Raw genomic sequence first — 20,310 nt, forward strand, 5'->3', positions numbered from 1 at the left:
TCTGAACACATCCTCTGAAACGATTCAGAAGCTGAAGCTATGAGCACCCCGAAGGGCTGTCAACCCCTCCGGCGTGGAGCGATTGCCGTGACCCTGTTGTGACACAAGGCGGTCGAAGAATTTCGATACGAACCCATTGACGTGACCTGGGTCGCATGCCTAACGTCCCGGCAACCCAATTGAAACCTTTCACGACGCTGTGGGGGCCGTCCCGCCGGCGTCGTCGAGGAGCCCCTCATGACCCACCCGTCCGACACGGGACCGGCCCCGGTGCTGGCGCTGAAGGACATCTCGAAGTCCTTCGGCGCCGTGCGCGCCCTGCGGGACGTGTCCCTGGAACTGTTCCCCGGCGAGGTGCACGCGCTCGCCGGAGAGAACGGCGCGGGCAAGTCGACCCTCATCAAGACGCTCGCCGGCGTGCACCGACCGGAGGCCGGCCAGGTGCTGCTGGACGGCGAACCCACCGTCTTCCACGGCCCCGCCGACGCCCGCGACGCGGGCATCGCGGTGATCTACCAGGAGCCCACGCTCTTCCCCGACCTCTCCATCGCCGAGAACATCTTCATGGGCCGTCAGCCCCGGCGGGCCCTCGGCCGCATCGACCACAAGGCCACCCACGCGGCGACCGCGGCCCTCATGAAGCGCCTCGGCGTCGAACTCGACCCCGAGCGCCCGGCGCGCGGACTGTCCATCGCCGACCAGCAGATCGTCGAGATCGCCAAGGCGCTCTCCTTCGACGCCCGGGTCCTGGTCATGGACGAGCCGACCGCCGCCCTCACCGGCAGCGAGGTGGCCCGCCTGTTCGGCGTGGTCCGGGCGCTGCGCGAGCAGGGCTCCGCGGTGCTGTTCATCTCGCACCGGCTGGAGGAGATCTTCCGGATCTGCGGGCGCGTCACGACCCTGCGCGACGGAGCCCTGATCTCCAGCGAGCCGCTGGAGGGCATGACGGAGGACGACCTGGTCCGCCGGATGGTCGGCCGTGACCTCGACGAGCTCTACCCCAAGCAGGACGTCGAGGCGGGCGAAGTCGCCCTGAGCGTGCGCCGGCTGACCCGGGAAGGCGTCTTCACCGATGTCTCCTTCGACGTCCGGCGCGGCGAGATCGTCGGACTCGCCGGCCTCGTCGGCGCGGGCCGCACCGAGGTCGCGCGCTCCGTGTTCGGCGTGGACCGCTGGGACGCCGGGGAGGTGGAGGTCGACGGCCGCGCGCTGACGAACGGCGCCCCCTCCACCGCCATGGCCGCCGGACTCGCCCTCGTCCCCGAGGACCGGCGCGCCCAGGGCCTGGTGATGGGCATGTCCATCGAGCGCAACATCGGCCTGACCGGGCTGCGTACGACGGTCAGGGCGGGCCTGATGGACCGCGGCGCCGAGCGCAGCCGCTCCCTCGACTGGGCGGTCAGGCTCCAGGTCAAGTACGCCCGGATCGCCGACACCGTCGCCACGCTCTCCGGCGGCAACCAGCAGAAGGTCGTTCTCGCCAAGTGGCTGGCCACCGGTCCCAAGGTGCTGATCGTCGACGAGCCCACCCGCGGCATCGACGTCGGCACCAAGGCCGAAGTGCACCGCCTGCTCAGCGAGTTGGCCGCCGACGGGGTGGCCGTCCTGATGATCTCCTCCGATCTGCCCGAGATCCTCGGCATGGCCGACCGCGTGCTCGTGATGCACGAGGGCCGGATCACCGCCGAGATCCCCCGCTCCGAAGCCACCGAGGAATCCGTGATGGCCGCCGCCACCGGGAGGGCCGCCGCATGACAGCCATCGAGAGGGCTGCCCGAATGACCCCGATCATCCCCCGGAGGGCCGCCGTATGACGGTGACCGCGCCCACGCCCGCCCCCGCCACCGAGGTGCCCAGGTCGAGCGGCGCCCGGCTGGTGGACCGCGTCTTCAAGATGCGCGAACTCGCCATCCTGGCCGTCTTCCTGGTGATGATCGCCATCACCCAGACGGGCAACAGCGAGTTCCTGTCCGAGCAGGGCGTCAAGGACCTGCTGCTGAACGCGACCATCCTCGTACTGGTCGCCACCGGCCAGTCCCTGGTCGTCATCACCCGCAACGTCGACCTGTCGGTCGGCTCGACCCTCGGCGTCAGTGCCTTCGCCGCCGGCACCTGGCTGCAGGGCGGTGGCAGCCCCGTCGTCGCGGTGTCGCTCGCGGTGCTGCTCGGCGTCGGCTGCGGACTGGTCAACGGCCTGCTCGTCAGCCTCGGCCAGGTGCCCGCCCTCGTCGTCACCCTCGGCACCCTCTACATCATCCGCGGCATCGACTCCATCTGGGTCGGCTCCCGTCAGATCACGGCGGCCGATCTCCCCGGCGGCTTCGTCGACTTCGGCTCCGGCGGCATCTCGGCGGTCCCGTATCTCGCCCTGATCGCCCTGGCCGTCCTGGTGGTCACCGCGTACTACCTCAAGCACTTCGGCAGCGGCCGCGAGCTCTACGCGCTCGGCTCGAACCCGGAGGCCGCGCGGCTCGCCGGCATCCCGGTCCGGGGGCGCATCCTCACCGCGTACGTCGTCTGCGGCGGACTCGCCGGACTCGCGGGCGCCCTCTACCTCGCCCGGTTCGGCAACGTCGACTCCGGCACGGGCAACGGCTACGAACTCACCGTCGTCAGCGCGGTCGTGGTCGGCGGTGTCGTCTTCACCGGGGGTTCCGGAAGCGTCTACGGAGCCGCGCTCGGCGCCCTGCTGCTCACCTCCGTCAACAGCGTCCTGCCCGCCCTCGGCGTCAGCTCCGTCTGGGTGCTCGCCATCAACGGCGTCCTGCTCATCCTCGCCATCGCGGTCGACCGGATCGTCGCGCTGCGCGTGGCCTCCGCACTGAAGAAGAGGAACGCCCGCCATGGCTGACTCCGCTCTCGCGCGCGCCGTCCGCTGGGACACGGTCGTCGGCGCCCTCCTCATCGTCCTGCTGCTCTTCTCCTTCTCCTTCGTGGACGGCTTCGGCAACGCCCTCAACCTGTCGTTCCTGATCGGCAACACCCTGCCGATCGCGCTGATCGCCCTGCCCATGACCCTGCTCGTGGTGGCCGGCGAGATCGACCTGTCCGTCGCCTCCACGGCCGGGCTCTCCGGCTCGGTGATGGGCGCCCTGTGGAACCAGGGCATGGCGATCGAGACGATCATCCCGCTCTGCCTGGTGCTCGGCGTGGTGTGCGGGCTCGTCAACGGCCTGCTGGTGACCCGGCTCGGACTGCCCTCGCTCGCCGTCACCATCGGCACGCTCGCCGCCTACCGGGGCATCGCGCAGATCGTGCTCGGCTCCGACGCGGTCACCGACTTCCCCGTCCAGTACCAGGACTTCGCGGCCGGACGCATCGGGGACACCTTCGTCCCGCAGGCACTCCCGCTCTTCCTGGTGCTGCTCGCCGTCGCCGTGGTCGTGCTGCACGCCACCCCCTTCGGGCGCTCCGCGTTCGCGATCGGCGCCAACGAGGAGGCCGCCCGGTTCGCCGGCGTCCGGGTCAAGCGGCAGAAGCTGCTGCTGTTCGTCGCGACCGGCTTCATGGCCTCCCTGACCGGCGTGTTCTGGGCCCTGCACTACGCCAGCGCCCGCTACGACAACGCCACCGGGCTCGAACTGTCCGTCGTGGCCGCCGTCCTGCTCGGCGGTATCGACTTCGACGGCGGCAGGGGCACGCTCGGCGGCGCCATAGCGGGAGTCTTCCTGCTCGGCTCGATGCAGAACGTGATGAGCCTCCTCAACGTTTCCGCGCAGTCGCAGATCGTCGTCACCGGCGTTCTGCTCGTCGTCTCCGTGCTCGGCCCCCGGGTCGGGCGCCAGATCTCCGTGGCGAGGGCGGGCCGCAGAGCCGCCGCCCCGACTCCGATCCCGTAACCGCGTTCCGCTCTGCCCCGTACTCGTCACCCCGGTCCGCTCACCCTCGCAAAGGAACCCTCACCCATGCGCAAGTCATCGATCCGCCGCACCTGCGCGGCGCTCGCCGCCGTCACCTCCCTCGCCCTGGCCGTCACCGCGTGCGGTGGCACCACCAAGAACGACGTCAAGGACTCGGGCGGCTCCAACGCCGCCGCCGGCGCCAAGGCCGACCCGAACGCGGCCACCAAGAAGGGGCTCACGGTCGGCTTCCTGCCCAAGGCGGTCAACAACCCGTACTTCACCTCCGCGGACAAGGGCGGCGAGAAGGCGCTGACCGAACTGGGCTCGAAGTACAAGGAGGTCGGTACCAACAGCGCCACCGACACCAGCGGCCAGGTGAGTTACGTCAACACGCTCACCCAGCAGCAGGTCGACGCGATGGCGGTCTCCGCGCAGGACCCGGGCGCCCTGTGCACCGCGCTCAAGCAGGCCATGACGAACAAGATCAAGGTCGTCACCTACGACTCCGACACCAAGGCCGACTGCCGCAACGCCTTCGTCTCGCAGGCCAGCGCCGAGGACCTGGGCCGCACCGAGGTGCAGCTGCTCGCGGAGCAGATCGGCTACAAGGGCGAGATCGCGATCCTGTCCGCCGGGCAGACCGCGACGAACCAGAACACCTGGATCGACTTCATGAAGGAGGAGCTGAAGGACCCCAAGTACAAGGACATGAAGCTGGTCGAGGTCGCCTACGGCAACGACGAGGCCCAGCAGTCCTTCCAGCAGACCCAGGGGCTGCTCCAGGAACACCCGAACCTGAAGGGGATCATCTCCCCGACCACGGTGGGCATCAAGGCGGCGGCCCAGTACCTGTCCGGCTCCAAGTACAAGGGCAAGGTCAAGCTGACCGGCCTCGGCACCCCCAACGACATGCGCAAGTACGTCAAGAACGGCACGGTCGAGGGCTTCGAGCTGTGGGACCCGGCCAAGCTCGGCGAGCTGGCCGCGCGCACCGCCGTGGCGCTCGCCTCGGGGCAGATCACCGGCAAGGAGGGCGAGACCTTCAAGGCCGGCGACATGGGCTCGTTCACCATCGGCAAGGACGGCGTGATCAGCCTCGGCAAGCCGACCGTCTTCGACGCGAAGAACATCGACCAGTTCAACTTCTGACGGTCCGGCCGCCGGTCCGCCGACGTCCTCACGCTCCGGCGTCGTGACGGTCCGTCCGGTCCGGCTCGCGGGCCCCGGAGGGTCATCGATGCAACGTGTGTGCTTTCTGCTGAAGGTCCGTGCGGACCGCCTCGACGAGTACCGCGAGCGGCACGCCGCCGTGTGGCCCGAGATGCTCGACGCCCTCTCGGCCACCGGGTGGCACAACTACTCGCTCTTCCTGCGCGAGGACGGCCTGCTGGTCGGCTACCTGGAGACCGAGGACTTCGCGGCCGCGCGGGCCGCGATGGAAGCCACCGATGTCAATGCCCGCTGGCAGACGGAGATGGCGCCGTTCTTCACCGCGCTGGACGGCGCCAGACCCGACGAGGCCATGAGACCCCTCACCGAGGTGTTCCACCTCGCCTGATCGGCCGAGGTGTTCCCCCTCGCGTGAAACGGGCGAGGTGTTCCCCTCGCCCGGAAGAGCCTGCCCGGCTTGCCCGAACAGCCCCGACCCACCCGTCCGCAGTCCGATCGAGGAGCCCGTACATGAGACGACGCACCGTACTGACGACGGCCCTGCTGGGCGCCGTGGCAGGCCCCGCCCTCACCGCGCGGACGGCGCGAGCGGCCACCCCCGGCCCCTCCGTCACCCCGTCCGGCACCACCCAACTCGACTCCCAGGCGATTTACTTCGTCTCCTACGACGGGCTGGTCAACAACAACTCGTTCCAGAAGAACGGCCTGTTGACCTACCGCGGCTATCAGTACGCGGCCTGGTACACCGCCGACCGCAGCGCGGTCGTCGCCCGCCGTGCGCTCGGCGCCACCACCTGGTCCAGGATCACGCTCGGCCACAAGCTCAAGAGCGACGACTCCCACAACGTCATCTCCATGGGAGTCTCCCGGACCGACGGCCGGCTGCACCTGAACATGGACTCGCACAGCGACGGCTTCTTCTACGTCAAATCGGTGGCCGGGCTGCTCGACAGTCCCGCCTCGACGGCCTGGACCTCAGCCGTCCTCGGGGCCGTCCAGACCTCCCTGGACGGCCTCGCCCTCACCACGCGGTTCACCTACCCGCAGTTCGTCGCGACGCCCGAGGGCCGCCTCCAGCTCAGCTACCGCGTCGGCGTCTCCGGGAACGGGCGCAACGCCCTCGCGGAGTACGACGGTTCGTCCTGGACGGCGCTCGGCGAATGGTCCGCCTCCACCGGGACCTACACCAGCGCGCACGGATCGAGCACCGCCCGCAACATGTACCTGCACGGGATCGACTACGACGTGAACGGCCGGCTGCACTCCTTCTTCACCTGGCGCGAGCAGAACGCCGCCGTGATGTGCAACGCCGGCGGCATCACCAACCACGACACCGGCTACGTCTACTCCACCGACCGGGGCCGCAGTTGGCGCAACGACGCGGGCACCGTCGTCGGCACCACCGGAACCTCGGGCACCGTCGCCGTCACCGACGCCGGACTCGTCGTCGACTCCCTCGACCCCGACCACTCCCTGATGAACCAGGAGAGCCAGGCCACCGACTCGGCGGGTCTGCCGCACGCGATCATCAGCTATGTGCCCGGACGCTTCGGTCAGTGCACCACCGGCTACGTGAGGGACCGCACCGCCAACGGCCGGGCCTTCCACCTGCGCAAGAACTCCTCGGGCGGCTGGACCAAGACCGAGATCCCGGTCACCCTGAACTCCAGCCAGCGCACCAGACTGGTTCTGGACCGGTACGACAACGCCTACGCGATCCTGCCGTTCGGGCGGATCGCGGGCGCCTCGAAGGCCTCCGGGCACACCGACTGGAAACTCCTGTTCGACGGCGCCGGCCTGAACGCCTTCGGCGAGGTCGTCATCGACGAGACACGCGTCCCACAGGACGGAACGCTGTCCGTGATGTACCAGGAGAAGGCCGGCGGGACCACGCCCTCGGCCCTGCACGTCATCGATTTCCGGCTGCCCTCATGACCGCTGTCCGTGGCCCGCTCGCGGGTAATGTGAGGGTCTGCCCGCCGCTACTCGCTCTTCTCCCGGAGGTTCCCGCCTGATGGCCCAGTCGGTGGGTATCAAGGACGTCGCCCGTGCCGCCGGAGTCTCCGTCGGCACGGTCTCGAACGTGATCAACCGCCCCGACTCGGTGGCCTCCGAGACGAGGGCACGCGTCCTGTCCGCCATCGACCGGCTCGGCTATGTACGCAGCGAGTCCGCACGCCAGCTCCGGGCCGGACGCAGCCGGATCATGGGGCTCCTCGTCCTCGACATGGGCAACCCGTTCTTCGTGGACGTCGCCCGGGGCGCCGAGCGCGCCGCGCGGGAGGCCGGACTCGGGGTGATGGTCTGCAACAGCGCCCAGTCCCCGAGCGAGGAAGCCGACTATCTGTCGCTCTTCGCCGAGCAGCGGGTGCGCGGGGTGCTGCTGACGCCGTCCGACGCGAGCGGACGCAACATCGAGGCCTTCCGCCGCAACGGCATCCCCTTCGTGCTGGTCGACCGGGTCGCCGAGGGCACCACCGAGTGCTCGGTCTCGGTCGACGACGTGGCGGGCGGCGCGCTGGCCGTCCGGCACCTCGTGGACGCCGGACACCGCTCGATCGCGTACGTCAGCGGACCGCCCGGACTCAGCCAGGTGAGGGACCGCCGTACGGGCGCCCTGAACGCCCTGCGCGAGGCCGGCCTCGGCCCGGAGAACCTGCGCGAGCTGCCCACCGAGCGCCTCGACGTGGCGGCCGGGCGCGACGCCGGCGCCCGGCTCCTCGGCCTCGCCGAGCGGCCCACCGCCGTCTTCTGCGCCAACGACCTGCTCGCCCTCGGCCTCCTGCAGGCCATGTACGCGGCCGGCGTCGGTGTGCCCGACGACCTCGCGATCGTCGGCTACGACGACATCGAGTTCGCGGCCGCCGCCGCCGTCCCGCTCACCTCCGTGCGCCAGCCGGCCGTGACCATGGGAGCCCTCGCGGCCGAGCTGCTCCTGGAGGAGATCGACGCGGAGACCGCGCCCACGCCGCACGAACACCGCCGTGTCGTGCTCCAGCCGGAACTGGTCGTGCGCCGCTCCAGCCTGGCGGCGCGCTGACCAGCGGTTCAGTTCCCCGTCACCGGACTGCTGAGTCACTGTTCAGTTCATTTTCCCGATCCCCGGCCGCGGAGCCCGGGCGACATGTGCTCAACTGGGACGCAGCCTGGAATCCGTACGTCTCGGGAGACCTGTTGACCGTCAGCTACCGCCAGCCCGGTGTCGTCCTCACCGACCACCGCTTCACCGTGCCTCTCGACCACGACCGACCGGCGGGCGAGACCATCGAACTGTTCGCCCGCGAGGTCGTCGCGAGCGACAAGGCGCACCAGAACCTGCCGTGGATGGTCTACCTCCAGGGCGGCCCCGGCTTCGGGGCGAATCGTTTCGTCGGCCGTCAGGCCTGGCTCGACCGGGCCCTGAAGGACTTCCGCGTCCTGCTGCTCGACCAGCGCGGCACCGGACACTCCACGCCCGCCAACCGGCAGACGCTCCCGCTGCGCGGCGGCCCCCGCGAGCAGGCCGACCACCTCGCGCTCTTCCGCGCCGACTCCATCGTCCGCGACTGCGAGGCCATCCGGCCCGGACTCACCGGCGGAGCGCCCTGGACGGTCCTCGGCCAGAGCTTCGGCGGCTTCTGCGGCGTGCGCTACCTCTCCAGCGCCCCCGAGGGCCTGAGCGCGGCCGTGATCACCGGCGGCCTGCCCTCCCTGGACGGGCACGCCGACGACGTCTACCGCGCCGCCTACCCGCGCATCGAGCGCAAGGTCGCCGCGCACTACGCGCGCTACCCGCAGGACGTCGAGCGCGCCCGCCGCATCGCGGAGTACCTGCTCCAGCACGAGCCGGTGCTGAGCGGCGGCTACCGCCTGACCGCCGAGGCCTTCCAGTCGCTCGGCATCCTCCTCGGCGGCAGCGACGGCAGCCACCGCCTGCACTACCTGCTGGAGGACGCCTTCGTCCGCACCCCGCAGGGCCCCGCCCTCTCCGACGCCTTCCAGGAGGAGGTCCAGGCGCTTCTGTCGTACGCGGGCCACCCCCTGTACGCGCTCGTCCACGAGGCCATCTACGCCCAGGGCGGCCGCCCCACCGCCTGGTCCGCCGAGCGGGTGCGCGCCGAGTTCCCCCAGTTCGACGCGGCCAAGGCCCTCGCGGACGACGGGCCGCTGCTGTTCACCGGCGAGTCCGTGCACCCCTGGATGTTCGAGACCGACCCGGCGCTGCGCCCGCTGCGCGACACCGCCGAGGAACTGGCCGCCCGTACCGACTGGGCACCGCTGTACGACCCGGCCCGCCTCGCCGTGAACGAGGTACCGGTCGCGGCGGCGGTCTACCACGACGACATGTACGTCGACGCCGGTCACTCCCTGGCCACCGCCCGCGCCGTCCGGGGCCTGCGCACCTGGGTGACCGACGAGTTCGAGCACGACGGAGTACGGGCCGGCGGCCCGCGCGTCCTGGACCGGCTGCTGGCGCTCACGCGCGACGACGTCTGAGCCGCCCGACCTCCTCTAGGATTCTGATGGACCGTCAGAATCCTGAGGGGGCAGGCATGATCGACACCACCCGCACGGACATCCCGGTGGGCGAGGAACGGCTCCGCCTCGACGTCGAGGACGGGATCGGCGTCCTCACCCTGTGCAGGCCGGCGAAACTCAACGCGTGGAGCTGGGAGTCCACCCGCCAACTCGGCCTGGTCGCCGACCGGATCCGCTTCGACCCCTCGGTCCGGGCGGTGCTCCTGCGGGCCGAGGGGCGTGCCTTCTGCGCGGGGATCGACGTGAGCGCCCCCGGCGGCGCGATCACCGGCCGCTCGGGTGCCGAGCGCGCCCGCGCCTATTACGAGGGCATCCGCTGGGCCCATGAGCGCTTCGCGGCCTTCGCGCGGCTGCCGCAGCCCGTCGTCGCGGCCGTCCAGGGCTACTGCCTCGGCTTCGGGTTCGAGCTCGCGCTGATGGCGGACATCAGGATCGCCTCCCACGGTGCCGTGTTCGCCCTGCCCGAGGCGCAGTTGGGGCTCGCCGTCGACGCCGGAGGGGACCTGCGGATCGCCCGCGAGGCGGGCGCCGGGTGGGCGAAGTTCCTCGCGCTGACCGGGAGACGGCTGGACGCGGCGACGGCCGAACGCCTGCACCTGGTCCAACTCCTCACGGAAGAAGCCGCGTTGGACGAGACGGCCCGAGCCGTCGCCGCGGAGATCGCGGCGAACGCGCCGCTCGCCGTGCAGGCCGTCAAGCACGACATCGACGCCTACGCCGAGGCCCCGCTGACCGCCGCTCTCGACCGGACCGCCCTGTCGGCCGCGCTCACCCTCACCTCCGACGACGCGGGAGAGGGATACGCGGCCAGGGGTGCCCGCCGCGCGCCCCGCTTCGAGGGAAAGTGACCCACGTGTTTTGATCGGTCACTGTTGTGTACGACGAGACAGGCAGGGGGGAACCGATGCACGACAGTGAACTTCTCGCGGACAGGTTCGAGGAGCACCGGGGCCGGCTGCGGGCGGTGGCCTACCGGATGCTGGGATCGCTGAGCGAGGCGGACGATGCCGTCCAGGAGACGTGGCTGAAGCTCGGCCGCACCGACCCGGACGAGATCAGGAACCTGGGCGGCTGGCTGACCACCGTGACCGGCCGGGTGTGTCTGGACATGCTGCGCTCCCGCGCCGCGCGCCGCGAGGACCCGCTCGAACCCTCCGGCACCTTCGTCCCCGACCCCGTCGTCAGCCCCCTGGACCGGATCGACCCCGAACAGGAGGTGCTGCTGGCCGATTCGGTCGGACTCGCCCTCCTCGTCGTCCTGGAGACCCTGGAGCCCGCCGAGCGGCTCGCGTTCGTGCTGCACGACATGTTCGCGGTGCCCTTCGACGACATCGCGCCCGTGGTGGGCCGGAACCCGGCCGCGACCCGTCAGCTCGCCAGCCGGGCACGCCGCCGCGTCAAGGGAGCCGCTCCCGAGCCCGAGCGGGACGTCATCCGGCAGCGGGAGGTCCTGGACGCCTTCCTCGCCGCGTCACGCGGCGGGGACTTCGAGGCGCTCGTCGCCGTCCTCGATCCCGATGTCGTGCTGCGCGCCGACGCGGGCGCGCTGGTCGGCGGTGTGACCGTGTCCAAACTGGTGCGCGGCGCCGAGGCGGTGGCAGGGCAGGCGCTGGCCTTCCGCCGGTTCGCGGCGAGTTCGCGGCTCGTCCGGGTCAACGGGGAGGCGGGGGTCGTCGCGATCGTGGACGGCCGGCCGCAGTCGGTCATGGGTGTCACCGTCGCCGACGGCAGGATCGTCGCGATGTACATCCTGGCCGACCCCGAGCGGCTCGCCCGTCTCGATCTCGGTGGGGCGAAGCCGGGGGAGTGACGGTCAGCCGGTGAAGGGACCACGCCCCAGCTGGTCCCGCACCGGCGTGACCGGCGGGGCGACCAGGTCCCTGCGCTGCCAGTTGGCGCCGTCGACCACCAGGGTGTGACCGGTGATGAAGCGGGCGTAGGGAGACGCGAGGAAGGTGGCGGCCCAGCCGAGTTCACGGGGTGCGCCGACACGCAGGGCCGGCTGCCGCCGGCCGAGCGCGTCGGACACCCCGTCCCGAGCGTGGCCGTCCCCGTCCCGGCCGTCGCCCTCGGCGTTCGTGCCGGCCGTGCCGGCCTCGGCCCGGGCCAGGTTGCCGCGGATGTCCTCCGTCATGTCCTCGTGCGGCATCAGCCCCGGTACCAGACCGTTGACCTGGATGCCGTACGGTCCCCACTCGACGGCCAGGGTCCGCACGAGGCTCTCCACGCCGGCCTTGGCCGCCGCGCTGTGCGCGAAACCGGGGCCTCCGGTCCAGGCGTAGGACGCGCCGACGTCGATGACCGACCCGGGCGTGCCCGCCGCCAGGTGCCGTCGGCCGAACTCACGGGTCATCAGAAACGTTCCCGTGAGGGTGATGTCGACGACCGCCTGCCAGGCGTTCGGAGACATGTCCTCGGTGGGGACGGGGAAGTTGGCGGCCGCGTTGTTGACCAGTACGTCGGGCAGCGCGCATCCGTCGAACACCTCGGAGACGCGCTTCGGGTCCCGGATGTCGCAGACCGCGGATCTGACCCGGGTGCCCAGCTTCGCCAACTCCGCGCGGGCGGGGGCCAGATGCCGCTCGCGGCGGCTGACGATCAGAAGATCGGCGCCCAGCCGGGCGAACTCCGCCGCGATCGCCCACCCGAGTCCGGTGCCGCCACCGGTGACCAGCACGAGCGAGCCGTCGTACGTCCCGGCGGGCAGGGCGCTCGCGCCCAGCGGGGGAGGGGCGGGGAGGCCGGGGAGCGCTGTGGAGTCCATGGCGGTCTCGATACCCGGTGCCGCCGTGGAACATCCGGACGGGGAGGGGAGGAACACCCGGCGCGGGACCAGGGACGTCAGGTCGGCTCGGTTCAGGGCACGCTCGGGCTGAGTAGGCTGGAGATCATGCACGAGTACGGCGGCACCTCCCCCGACCCGCGATCCGACCCGCGATCCGAACTGCGAGCCGACTGCGACCGGTGCTTCGGGCTGTGCTGCGTCGCCCTGCCCTTCGCCCGCTCGGCCGACTTCGCGATCGACAAGGGCGCGGGCGAGCCCTGCCCGAATCTGCGGAGCGACTCCCGGTGCGGCATCCACACCCGGCTGCGGCGGACGGGCTTCACGGGCTGCACGGTCTACGACTGCTTCGGCGCCGGGCAGCACGTCTCCCAGGTGGTCTTCGGCGGCGAGGACTGGCGCTCGGGGTCCGAGGAGCGTGCCCGGCGGATGTTCGACGTGTTCCCCGTCGTGCGCCACCTCCACGAACTGCTCCGGCACCTGGGCGAGGCCTTGACGCTCCCCGCGGCGCGTCCGGTGCACGACGACATCCGGCGCCTGGTCTCCACGATCGAGCACCTCACCCGGCAGACCCCGGAGGAACTGGCCGCGCTGGATGTGGGCCCGCACCGGCAGGACGCCGGCGAACTGCTCCTGCGGGCCAGCGAACTCGTGCGTGCGAGCGCCGGCGGGGGCAGGAAGAAGGACCGGCGCGGCGCGGATCTGATGGGCGCTCGCCTCCAGGGCGCCGACCTGCGCGGTGTGAGCCTGCGCGGGGCGCTGCTCATCGCCGCCGATCTGACCGGGGCGGATCTGCGCGGCGCCGATCTGATCGGCGCCGACCTCCGGGACGCCGACCTCACCGACGCCGATCTGACCGGGGCCGTCTTCCTCACCCAGCCGCAGCTCGACGCGGCCCGCGGCAGCGCCGGCACCCGGCTCCCGGAATCGGTCGGCCGCCCCGGCCACTGGACCGCTCACAGCTGAGGGGATTTCCGAGCAGGGGGACCTCCCGGGCCGGAAAGCGGGACACCCTCCTGGACCGGAAAGCGGGACACCCTTCCGGCCCGGAAAGCGGGACACCCTTCCGGCCCGGAAAGCTGGACACCCTCCCGGGCCGGGAGCGTGGGCCTCACTCGGACGCGCCGGCCAGGGTCGCCGCCCGCCCCGGTACCACCGGCGCACGCTGTTCGAGGTGCAGGCGCAGTCCCTCCGGCATCAGGGTCAGCCGCTCGGCCACCCGCAGCCGGTAGCCGGGGTCGGGCCGCAGGTCGTAGCGGCGCAGCAGCAGTCCGAGGACCAGCGTCGCCTCGTGCAGCGCGAACTGGCGGCCGATACAGGCGCGCACTCCGGTGCCGAACGGCTTGAAGGTGTGCGCGGGCCGGGCCCGTACCGCCTTCGCGTCGAAGCGGTCCGGGTCGAACTTCTCCGCGTCGGCACCCCACACCTGCGGGTCGCGGTGCAGCATCGCGGTCAGGACCAGCGCCCACGCCCCCCGCCGCATCGGGTGGACACCGCCGAGCAGGGTGTCGTCCCGGGCCTCGCGGGCGAACGCGGGGGCCGTCGGCCACAGGCGCAGCGACTCGTCGAGGACCCGGCGGACGTAGCGGAGCTTGGCGACCTGCTCGTAGCCCGGCCGGTCCGTGCCGCCCCAGACGCGTTCGACCTCGGCACGCGCGCGGGCGGCGGCCTCCGGGTACCGGGAGAGGTAGTGCAGGGCGAACGACAGGGCGCCCGAGGTGGTCTCGTGCCCGGCGATCAGGAAGGTGATGACCTGGCGGCGGATGTTCTCGGGGGTGAGCCGCTCCCCGGTCCCGGGGTGTGCCGTCTCCAGCATGCGGTCGAGCAGGTCGCCCTCGCCGCCGGCCCGGCGGGAGGCCACCACGGCGTCGACCGTCCGATTGAGGTAGGCCATGTCGGCCGCGTTGCGCCGGGAGGCGCCCCGCAACAGGAAGGGTGCCAGCGGGACCGGGACGACGTTGAGGCGCTGCGCGTAGGTCAGCGTGCCCACCATCGCGTTCACGAAGGGGTGCGGGCGGGAGCGCTCGAAGGAGGCGAAGTCATGGCCGAAGCCGGTCCTGGCGATCGTCTCCAGGGTCAGCTTCGTCATGTCGCCGGGCACGTCCACCGCGCGGCCCGCGGCCTGCTCCCGGTCCCAGTGGTCCGTCAGCCGCTCGGTCACGGCCAGCATCATCGGGTGGTAGCCCTCCATGGCCTCGCGGCTGAAACCGGGGGCGAGGACGTCGTGCGCGAGCTGCCAGTTGGGCTCGTGGTTGTAGGCGGTGAACAGTCCGTCGCCGGCGACCGGACGGAGGTTGGCGACTCCCAGGCCCACATGTTTCGCGAACCGTGCCTCGTCGGCGAGTTCGGCGGCGAGGTCCGCGCCCCAGACGAAGACGATCTCGTTGCGGAAGGCCCGGCGCCGGAAGATCGGTCCGAGCCGCTTCCCGAACTTCATGGAGTCCTGGAGCGGGGAACGGACGCCGGCGCCGAGTACGTCGCCGACCAGGGGGACGCGGCGCGGCGGGTGCGGGATGCGGTACAGCTCCGGCCAGCCCAGTTCCGCGCTGCGGAACCCCCCGGGCCGCGCCGCCTCCTTCGTCTCCGTCATGACGCCATCTCCCTTGTGACTCGGGCGGGTTGAGTCTGTTGTACGCGAGTTCAATAGCGGTGTTCAGTCTGATCCCGTTGTTGAACCGGCGTCAAGTAAGGTGCGGGCATGACGGGGAAGCAGGGGGAGCGCGGACGCCGCCGGCTCAGTACGGAGGAGCGCCGGGAGCAGTTGCTGTCGGTCGGTGCCCGTCTGTTCTCGGAGAGCCCGTACGACGACGTCTGGATCGAGCAGGTCGCCGAGATCGCGGGAGTCTCGCGCGGACTCCTGTACCACTACTTCCCGACGAAGCGGGACTTCTTCGCCGCCGTGGTCGAGCGCGAGAGCGGGCGGATGCTGCGGATGACCGCGGCGGTGCCCGGTGTCCCGGTGCGTGAGCAGCTCGGCGCGGGTCTGGACACCTTCCTCGGGTACGTGGAGGAGCACGCGCACGGGTTCCGCGCCTTCCACCGTGCCGACGCGGCCGGTGACCAGGCGGTGCGCAGGGTCTACCAGCAGGCGCTGGCCGCGCAGGAGACGCAGATCCTCTCGGCCCTCGCCGCGGATCCCGAGCTCGGCCGGTCCTGCGAGGACCGGCCCGAACTGCGGATCGCCGTCCGCGGGTGGCTGGCCTTCACCACGGCCGTGTGCCTCGAGTGGCTCCGGGGCGCGGACCTGACGCGTGACCAGGTGCGGGACCTGTGCGCGCGGGCGCTGCTCGGCGCGATCACGCCCTGAGGTCCGGCCGGACCGGTGACCGCGGCTCCTCTTTCGGCGGGCGTGGATCCACGGTCGGCCGTTCGGCCGACGAGGCGTGGTTGGCGTACGCCCCGATCTTCGATAGGTTAGGCAAGCCTTACCTAAGGAGGAAGCTGATGGGTGACCGTGACACCTGGACGGCCGCGCCCGCCGCGGCGGAGCACGCCCGTTCGGTGCTCGCCGCGGCCTGGTCCTGCGCGGTGAGCGCCGAGGGCGGCCGGGAGGAGTTCTTCGGCTCGCACTCCGTCACCACGGACGGCCGGGTGCTCCTGCGGGTGCCCGAGGACAGCGCGCTGCTCGCCGCGGCCATCTGCTCCCCGCGCGGAGAACCGTCCGCCGTCCTGGAGTTCGCCGATGTCGCACCGGTTCCCGTACGGAACCGGGTCCGGGCCCGGCTCTGGCTCGCCGGCTGGTTCGTCCCCGAGGACGGACAGCTCTCGTTCCGCACCACCCGCGCCGTGCTGCGCCGGCCCGGCGGGACGGTCGTGGTCGACCTGGACGAACTGGCCGAGGCCCGGCCCGACCCGCTGGCCCTCGCCGAGGCCCAGCTCCTCACCCATCTCGCCGACGCCCACCCGGACGCCGTCGAGCGGCTTACTCGCCTCGTCGAACCGGACAGCCTGCACGGCGCCGTGCGCGTCCAGCCCCTCGCCGTCGACCGCCACGGACTCACCCTGCGCATCGAACGCGCGCGCGGAAACGGCGATGTGCGCCTGCCGTTCCACGCACCCGCCGACGACGTCTCCCAGCTCACCGAGCGCATGCACGTCCTGCTCACGCAGGCGAGCCTCGCCTCCTGCCCCCGTCCCCTACAGCGGCAGCGCACAGACCGCGAGGGGTGAGGCGAACGGCTTGCCCACGCGCCGGAGTTCACCGCTCTCCTGGTCGACCCGGAACACCGTGACCGTGCTCGACCGCTGGTTCGCCGCGAACAGCAGCCGTCCGTCGGGCGAGAACGTGATGTGACGCGGGAAGTCGCCGTCCACGGGCACCGTGTCCAGCAGCCGCAGCCGGGCGCCGCCCGCCTCGATCGCGTACCGCGTCAGGCTGTTGTGGCCCCGGTTGGCGAGAAACGCGTACGAACCGTTCGGCGTCACCAGGAGCTGGGCCGGGTAACTCGTCCCGCTTCCCGTGCCCGTGGACTGCGGTTCGCCCACCGAGAGGCGGCCGGTCGCGGGGTCGTAGCCGCAGACCGTCACCGTGTCGTCGGCCTCGTTGGCGAGATAGGCGTACCCGCCGCCGGGGTGGAACGTGAGATGGCGCGGGCCCGCGCCCGGCCTCGTCCGCGCCCGGGAGACCTCGGTGAGCGTGCCCCGGCTCTCGTCGAGACGGTAGCTGTACACCGTGTCGGTGCCCAGGTCGACGGCGAGCAGGTGCCCGCCGTCCGGGGCGGTGACGAACTGGTGCGCGTGCGGGCCCTGTTGGCCGGGACCGGGTGCCGGGGACGTGTGCGTGACCAGATCGGTGCGCTCGCCGAGCGCGCCGGACGCGTCGACGGGATGCACCGCGACGCTGCCCGAGGCGTAGTTCGCGCTCAGCAGCCAGCGGCCGCTCGGATGCACCGACAGATGACAGGGGCCCGAGCCCCCGGTGGAGCGGCTGCCGAGCACCTCGTTCCCCGGGAGACGGACGGCCGTCACCGCGCCCGCGTTCTGCTCGGCGACGGCGTACAGCGTCCGGCCGTCCGGATGCGCCGCGAGGAAGGACGGGTTGGCGACGCCCGTCACCACGCCGCCGCCGGTGATCGCGCCGGTCGCCGCGTCGTACGTGGCGACACCGATCCCCTTCCCGCCGCCGTCGCCCGAGGTGTAGGTGCCCAGGAACAGCGGACGCGGACCGGAGGCGGGAGCCGGGGACGAAGGCGCGGACGCGGAAGCCGGGGACGAAGGCGCGGACGCAGAAGCGGAGGGACCGTCCGCCGGCGCCTTCGGGAGCGGTGTCGTCCCGGCGGGGTCCGCCCGGGGCGCCGCGCATGCCGAAGCCGTCGTGATCGCGGCGGCCCCCGCCAGCGCGCCGACGAAACGCCGTCTGGTCCAGCCGCCGCCCGTGCCGCGCGACGGCCCTGCACCACTGCTCATGCCTGCACCTCGGGGTGTCGGTTGCCTCGGCCGGAACGGCCACCTTGGCGTGCGACACCCCTCACGTGCAACAACGGTCCCGCGCGTTGCGCCCCGCGCAACGCCGCGAACTACCAGTCGCCGTCCCCGACGGGCTTGCCCGGCGCGTCGCCGAGCGGCTGCACCTGATGGGGCGAGGGCTGCTGCCAGGGCTCGTGGTCGTCGCCCAGCCAGTCGCCGACCGGCTGCACCGAACCGAGCTCGTCCGGGGGCGCCAGATCGGCGGCGTCCTGGTCGTAGTAGTCGAACCAGGGGAGCCCCGCGCGGGTGTACGCGGCCCGGTCCACCGGGGACGGCGGCGGCGCCTCGCCGGTGATGCGGCGCCACTCCGGCGGTGTCACGAGGTGGACGAACACGCGTCCGGCCGGCTCCTTGGCCCAGGCCTTCAGCGGCCGGTCGTCGCGGTAGACCTCCTGGCGCATCGAACCGCCGACGCCGAGACCCATCGCCGGGGCGCTGCGCGCACGCGGGGCACCCCCGGGACGCCCGGCTCCGGGCGCGGCGCCGGGAGCGGGCGGCGCGGCCATCGGCATGGCGCCGCCGTACGCGCCGACCGAAGGAGGCATCGGAGGCATCCGCAGACGCTCCTCCGCCTTGCGGCGCTCCGCCTCCCGCCACGCGGCCAGCTCCCCGGCCTCGAGCGGGAACGACTGGAGCTGGACACCGCCCCAGACCTCCTCGCCGGTGACCTGGCCCTCGACCGTCGCGCCCAGTCCCAGTGGCACGGCCACGAACTGGCGGACCGTCCCCTTGCCGGAGTTGATGCCGTCGAGCCACGGCTGCCGGGGGAGACACACATAGTTCTGCGGGTCACGGGTGAGCCGGGAGGTCCACGGCTTGCCGGACACGGCGCACACTTTGCCGACGCCCACCTGCAACGCGGCAGGCTCCGCCGTCCCGGCGAAACTCAGCCACATGGCCTCGCGCAGATACACCGGCAGCATCACGCCGCCGCGCGCCCGCCACTCGGCGGGCACCCGGTCCCCGTAGTCCTCGACGCGCCGGACGGGGAACTCGCCCAGCCCCGGCGGCAACGCGTGCGTGCCCGTCTCGGGCAGGCGCAGTGTCCGTATGAACCGCACCTGCACCCCGCCCGGCAGCCGCAGTGCGTTCCCGTCGATCCGCACGGTGTCCTCGGTCATCCGCCCGCCCCCTCGTTCTCCTGCCGCCGCCGGGCGGCTCACCGCCACGGCTTCGTGCCCTTTCCTCTCACGGAACTCCTCACCTAGAACGCCCGGAGGCGGTGGAACGGTTCCGGTTCCGGTGCGGCAGACGCAGCCGGCGCCGCAGCCGGGTCAGCCGCGGCCTGCGCTCGTGCTGCTCGCGGGTGCAGCGGTCCAGCTCCTCGAAGAGGCGGCGGGTGCGGTGCTCGGTGTCCAGCTCGTCGAGGATGCGGGTGACCTCGGTCAGCACGGAGCCGTGGAGCTGCCACTGGCTCGGGTCGCGCCGGACCTCTTCGAGGAACAGCTGGGCCAGTTTGTCGCGGGTCGCGGCGGCGGTGGCGAGTTCCGCGCTGAGCCGCTCCTCGGCGGACGCGGCGTTCCGGGTGACGTCGCTGGTCACCAGGACCGCGAAACTGACGATCGCGTCGGCGACCTCCGACAGCAGCTCCTGAAGGACGGCCCCCGCCTGCGGTTCGAACAGGGGCCTGGGCTCGCGCTCCTTGGCCAGGTCGGTGAGGCTGCGCGCGATGACCCGCAGGACCACGGTGCAGATCTCCAGGGTGTCCAGACCGGTACGCAGCACGACCCGGTGCAGCAGCCCCTCGCGCACCCGCGGGTTGAGCTTCAGACTGTCCTCGGCCTGCCGCAGGGCCGCGTCCACCCCGGCGATGTCGTTGTCGAGCCGGCGGGCCTCGTGCAGCCGCTCGGCCGCCACGTGGAACGGCGTGTGCGCGACGGCGCCCTCGCCGACCCGCAGCATCAGCTGCCGCATCCGGCGTGCCAGGTCCTCGATCTGCTCCCCGGCCACGCTCACCCACACGGGTGGCGCGAGCACGAGGTTGCAGGCGAGGCCCACGACCGCCCCGATCAGCGTCTCCAGCACGCGGGCCCACGCGGTGCTGCCCACGCGGGTGACACCGAGGACCAGCATGGCGCTGATCGCCACCTCCGGCACGAACTCGTCGACCCGGACCAGATGTCCCACCACCAGCGAGGCGAGGATGATCAGACCCAGACTCCACCAGGTCAGGCCCACCAGGCTGCTGAAGCCGATGGCGATGACGACGCCCACCACCACGGAGTTCACCCGCCGGATCGCGGTGGTGATCGTCGAGTACAGGGTGACCTGCACGACCAGCAGCGCGGTCAGGGGCGCGGTCAGCGGCGCGGGCTCGGGACTGAGATGGATGGCCACCACGTACGCGATCGTCGCGGCGGCCGTCGAACGAAGTGTCTGGACGACCACCGGCTCCCGGCGCCGCTCCACGATCTTCGCGACGGATGTCGTCCACTCACCGCGTGCCTCTTGCATCCTTCGGGCCTTCCCGTTTAACACGGGTACCGAACGTGCCGATTGCGGACCGTACCTGTCCGCAAGGGGTCCTAGATT

General features: G+C 71.9%; 18 protein-coding genes. 13 read left to right on the forward strand and 5 right to left on the reverse strand.

Annotated elements, in window-relative coordinates; genetic code table 11:
- Window positions 1-237 precede the first annotated feature (237 nt).
- The 10 genes from ACFYW9_RS33965 (at window position 238) to sigJ (ending at window position 11,340) form a co-directional block, all read left to right on the forward strand.
- Window positions 238-1,755, forward strand: coding sequence for a sugar ABC transporter ATP-binding protein (locus ACFYW9_RS33965; RefSeq protein ID WP_389158654.1), 1,518 nt, complete (start codon window positions 238-240; stop codon window positions 1,753-1,755).
- A 55-nt stretch (window positions 1,756-1,810) separates the two neighbouring features.
- Window positions 1,811-2,851, forward strand: a complete 1,041-nt coding sequence (locus ACFYW9_RS33970) for an ABC transporter permease (RefSeq protein ID WP_389158657.1) — start codon at window positions 1,811-1,813, stop codon at window positions 2,849-2,851.
- The gene (locus ACFYW9_RS33975) at window positions 2,844-3,839 is read left to right on the forward strand and encodes an ABC transporter permease (RefSeq protein ID WP_351870753.1); all 996 of its coding nucleotides are present in this window, start codon (window positions 2,844-2,846) and stop codon (window positions 3,837-3,839) included. Before ACFYW9_RS33970 ends, ACFYW9_RS33975 begins: the two co-directional genes overlap by 8 nt.
- 66 nt (window positions 3,840-3,905) lie before the next feature.
- Complete coding sequence (gene rhaS, locus ACFYW9_RS33980; RefSeq protein ID WP_389158661.1) at window positions 3,906-4,991, forward strand: rhamnose ABC transporter substrate-binding protein; 1,086 nt, start codon at window positions 3,906-3,908, stop codon at window positions 4,989-4,991.
- Window positions 4,992-5,079: 88 nt separating this feature from the next.
- A complete protein-coding gene (locus ACFYW9_RS33985) occupies window positions 5,080-5,400 on the forward strand; it encodes an L-rhamnose mutarotase (RefSeq protein ID WP_351870759.1) in 321 nt (106 codons plus the stop codon).
- Window positions 5,401-5,522: 122 nt separating this feature from the next.
- Complete coding sequence (locus ACFYW9_RS33990; protein ID WP_389158664.1) at window positions 5,523-6,947, forward strand: BNR repeat-containing protein; 1,425 nt, start codon at window positions 5,523-5,525, stop codon at window positions 6,945-6,947.
- Window positions 6,948-7,026: 79 nt separating this feature from the next.
- Entirely contained in the window at window positions 7,027-8,052 is a 1,026-nt protein-coding gene (locus ACFYW9_RS33995; RefSeq protein WP_389158667.1) for a LacI family DNA-binding transcriptional regulator, read from the forward strand.
- A 134-nt stretch (window positions 8,053-8,186) separates the two neighbouring features.
- The gene (locus ACFYW9_RS34000) at window positions 8,187-9,488 is read left to right on the forward strand and encodes an alpha/beta fold hydrolase (protein WP_389158670.1); all 1,302 of its coding nucleotides are present in this window, start codon (window positions 8,187-8,189) and stop codon (window positions 9,486-9,488) included.
- 56 nt (window positions 9,489-9,544) lie between these two features.
- Window positions 9,545-10,378 carry an enoyl-CoA hydratase/isomerase family protein gene (locus tag ACFYW9_RS34005; protein ID WP_389158673.1) on the forward strand — a complete coding sequence of 278 codons (834 nt, stop codon included), beginning with the start codon at window positions 9,545-9,547 and terminating at the stop codon, window positions 10,376-10,378.
- Between the two features lie 56 nt (window positions 10,379-10,434).
- On the forward strand, window positions 10,435-11,340 hold the full coding sequence (gene sigJ / locus ACFYW9_RS34010) for an RNA polymerase sigma factor SigJ (RefSeq protein ID WP_389158676.1): 906 nt from the start codon (window positions 10,435-10,437) through the stop codon (window positions 11,338-11,340).
- Between the two features lie 3 nt (window positions 11,341-11,343).
- On the opposite strand, the gene ACFYW9_RS34015 is transcribed toward sigJ, so the two are convergent.
- Window positions 11,344-12,294 carry an SDR family oxidoreductase gene (locus ACFYW9_RS34015; protein ID WP_389158679.1) on the reverse strand — a complete coding sequence of 317 codons (951 nt, stop codon included), beginning with the start codon at window positions 12,292-12,294 and terminating at the stop codon, window positions 11,344-11,346.
- Between the two features lie 126 nt (window positions 12,295-12,420).
- Between ACFYW9_RS34015 and ACFYW9_RS34020 the strand changes: the two genes are divergently transcribed.
- Window positions 12,421-13,278, forward strand: coding sequence for a pentapeptide repeat-containing protein (locus tag ACFYW9_RS34020; RefSeq protein ID WP_389158682.1), 858 nt, complete (start codon window positions 12,421-12,423; stop codon window positions 13,276-13,278).
- A 145-nt stretch (window positions 13,279-13,423) separates the two neighbouring features.
- Here the strand turns inward: ACFYW9_RS34020 and ACFYW9_RS34025 are convergent, their stop codons facing one another.
- A complete protein-coding gene (locus ACFYW9_RS34025) occupies window positions 13,424-14,902 on the reverse strand; it encodes a cytochrome P450 (protein WP_389158684.1) in 1,479 nt (492 codons plus the stop codon).
- A 108-nt stretch (window positions 14,903-15,010) separates the two neighbouring features.
- Here ACFYW9_RS34025 and ACFYW9_RS34030 point away from each other — a divergent pair, with 108 nt between their 5' ends.
- Complete coding sequence (locus ACFYW9_RS34030; protein WP_351870781.1) at window positions 15,011-15,619, forward strand: TetR/AcrR family transcriptional regulator; 609 nt, start codon at window positions 15,011-15,013, stop codon at window positions 15,617-15,619.
- Between the two features lie 137 nt (window positions 15,620-15,756).
- On the forward strand, window positions 15,757-16,482 hold the full coding sequence (locus ACFYW9_RS34035) for a DUF2470 domain-containing protein (RefSeq protein WP_389158687.1): 726 nt from the start codon (window positions 15,757-15,759) through the stop codon (window positions 16,480-16,482).
- Here the strand turns inward: ACFYW9_RS34035 and ACFYW9_RS34040 are convergent.
- The 3 genes from ACFYW9_RS34040 to ACFYW9_RS34050 all read right to left on the reverse strand — a co-directional run bounded on the left by ACFYW9_RS34040 (window position 16,450) and on the right by ACFYW9_RS34050 (window position 20,232).
- Window positions 16,450-17,718 carry a lactonase family protein gene (locus tag ACFYW9_RS34040; protein ID WP_389158690.1) on the reverse strand — a complete coding sequence of 423 codons (1,269 nt, stop codon included), beginning with the start codon at window positions 17,716-17,718 and terminating at the stop codon, window positions 16,450-16,452. The genes ACFYW9_RS34035 and ACFYW9_RS34040 overlap by 33 nt on opposite strands.
- Window positions 17,719-17,828: 110 nt before the next feature.
- Window positions 17,829-18,899, reverse strand: coding sequence for a hypothetical protein (locus ACFYW9_RS34045; protein WP_389158693.1), 1,071 nt, complete (start codon window positions 18,897-18,899; stop codon window positions 17,829-17,831).
- A gap of 79 nt (window positions 18,900-18,978) precedes the next feature.
- The gene (locus tag ACFYW9_RS34050; RefSeq protein ID WP_389158696.1) at window positions 18,979-20,232 is read right to left on the reverse strand and encodes an aromatic acid exporter family protein; all 1,254 of its coding nucleotides are present in this window, start codon (window positions 20,230-20,232) and stop codon (window positions 18,979-18,981) included.
- Window positions 20,233-20,310: the final 78 nt, after the last annotated feature.

Source organism: Streptomyces sp. NPDC002698, assembly GCF_042888945.1.
GTDB lineage: Bacteria > Actinomycetota > Actinomycetes > Streptomycetales > Streptomycetaceae > Streptomyces.

Coding starts and splice junctions, on each gene's coding strand:
- ACFYW9_RS34045 (WP_389158693.1), bottom strand. CDS start 18,899: ATGACCGAGGACACCGTGCGGATCGACGGGAACGCACTGCGGCTGCCG.
- ACFYW9_RS33965 (WP_389158654.1), top strand. CDS start 238: ATGACCCACCCGTCCGACACGGGACCGGCCCCGGTGCTGGCGCTGAAG.
- rhaS (WP_389158661.1), top strand. CDS start 3,906: ATGCGCAAGTCATCGATCCGCCGCACCTGCGCGGCGCTCGCCGCCGTC.
- ACFYW9_RS34020 (WP_389158682.1), top strand. CDS start 12,421: ATGCACGAGTACGGCGGCACCTCCCCCGACCCGCGATCCGACCCGCGA.
- ACFYW9_RS34025 (WP_389158684.1), bottom strand. CDS start 14,902: ATGACGGAGACGAAGGAGGCGGCGCGGCCCGGGGGGTTCCGCAGCGCG.
- ACFYW9_RS34040 (WP_389158690.1), bottom strand. CDS start 17,718: ATGAGCAGTGGTGCAGGGCCGTCGCGCGGCACGGGCGGCGGCTGGACC.
- ACFYW9_RS33990 (WP_389158664.1), top strand. CDS start 5,523: ATGAGACGACGCACCGTACTGACGACGGCCCTGCTGGGCGCCGTGGCA.
- ACFYW9_RS33975 (WP_351870753.1), top strand. CDS start 2,844: ATGGCTGACTCCGCTCTCGCGCGCGCCGTCCGCTGGGACACGGTCGTC.
- ACFYW9_RS33970 (WP_389158657.1), top strand. CDS start 1,811: ATGACGGTGACCGCGCCCACGCCCGCCCCCGCCACCGAGGTGCCCAGG.
- ACFYW9_RS33985 (WP_351870759.1), top strand. CDS start 5,080: ATGCAACGTGTGTGCTTTCTGCTGAAGGTCCGTGCGGACCGCCTCGAC.
- ACFYW9_RS34005 (WP_389158673.1), top strand. CDS start 9,545: ATGATCGACACCACCCGCACGGACATCCCGGTGGGCGAGGAACGGCTC.
- sigJ (WP_389158676.1), top strand. CDS start 10,435: ATGCACGACAGTGAACTTCTCGCGGACAGGTTCGAGGAGCACCGGGGC.
- ACFYW9_RS33995 (WP_389158667.1), top strand. CDS start 7,027: ATGGCCCAGTCGGTGGGTATCAAGGACGTCGCCCGTGCCGCCGGAGTC.
- ACFYW9_RS34050 (WP_389158696.1), bottom strand. CDS start 20,232: ATGCAAGAGGCACGCGGTGAGTGGACGACATCCGTCGCGAAGATCGTG.
- ACFYW9_RS34015 (WP_389158679.1), bottom strand. CDS start 12,294: ATGGACTCCACAGCGCTCCCCGGCCTCCCCGCCCCTCCCCCGCTGGGC.
- ACFYW9_RS34035 (WP_389158687.1), top strand. CDS start 15,757: ATGGGTGACCGTGACACCTGGACGGCCGCGCCCGCCGCGGCGGAGCAC.
- ACFYW9_RS34030 (WP_351870781.1), top strand. CDS start 15,011: ATGACGGGGAAGCAGGGGGAGCGCGGACGCCGCCGGCTCAGTACGGAG.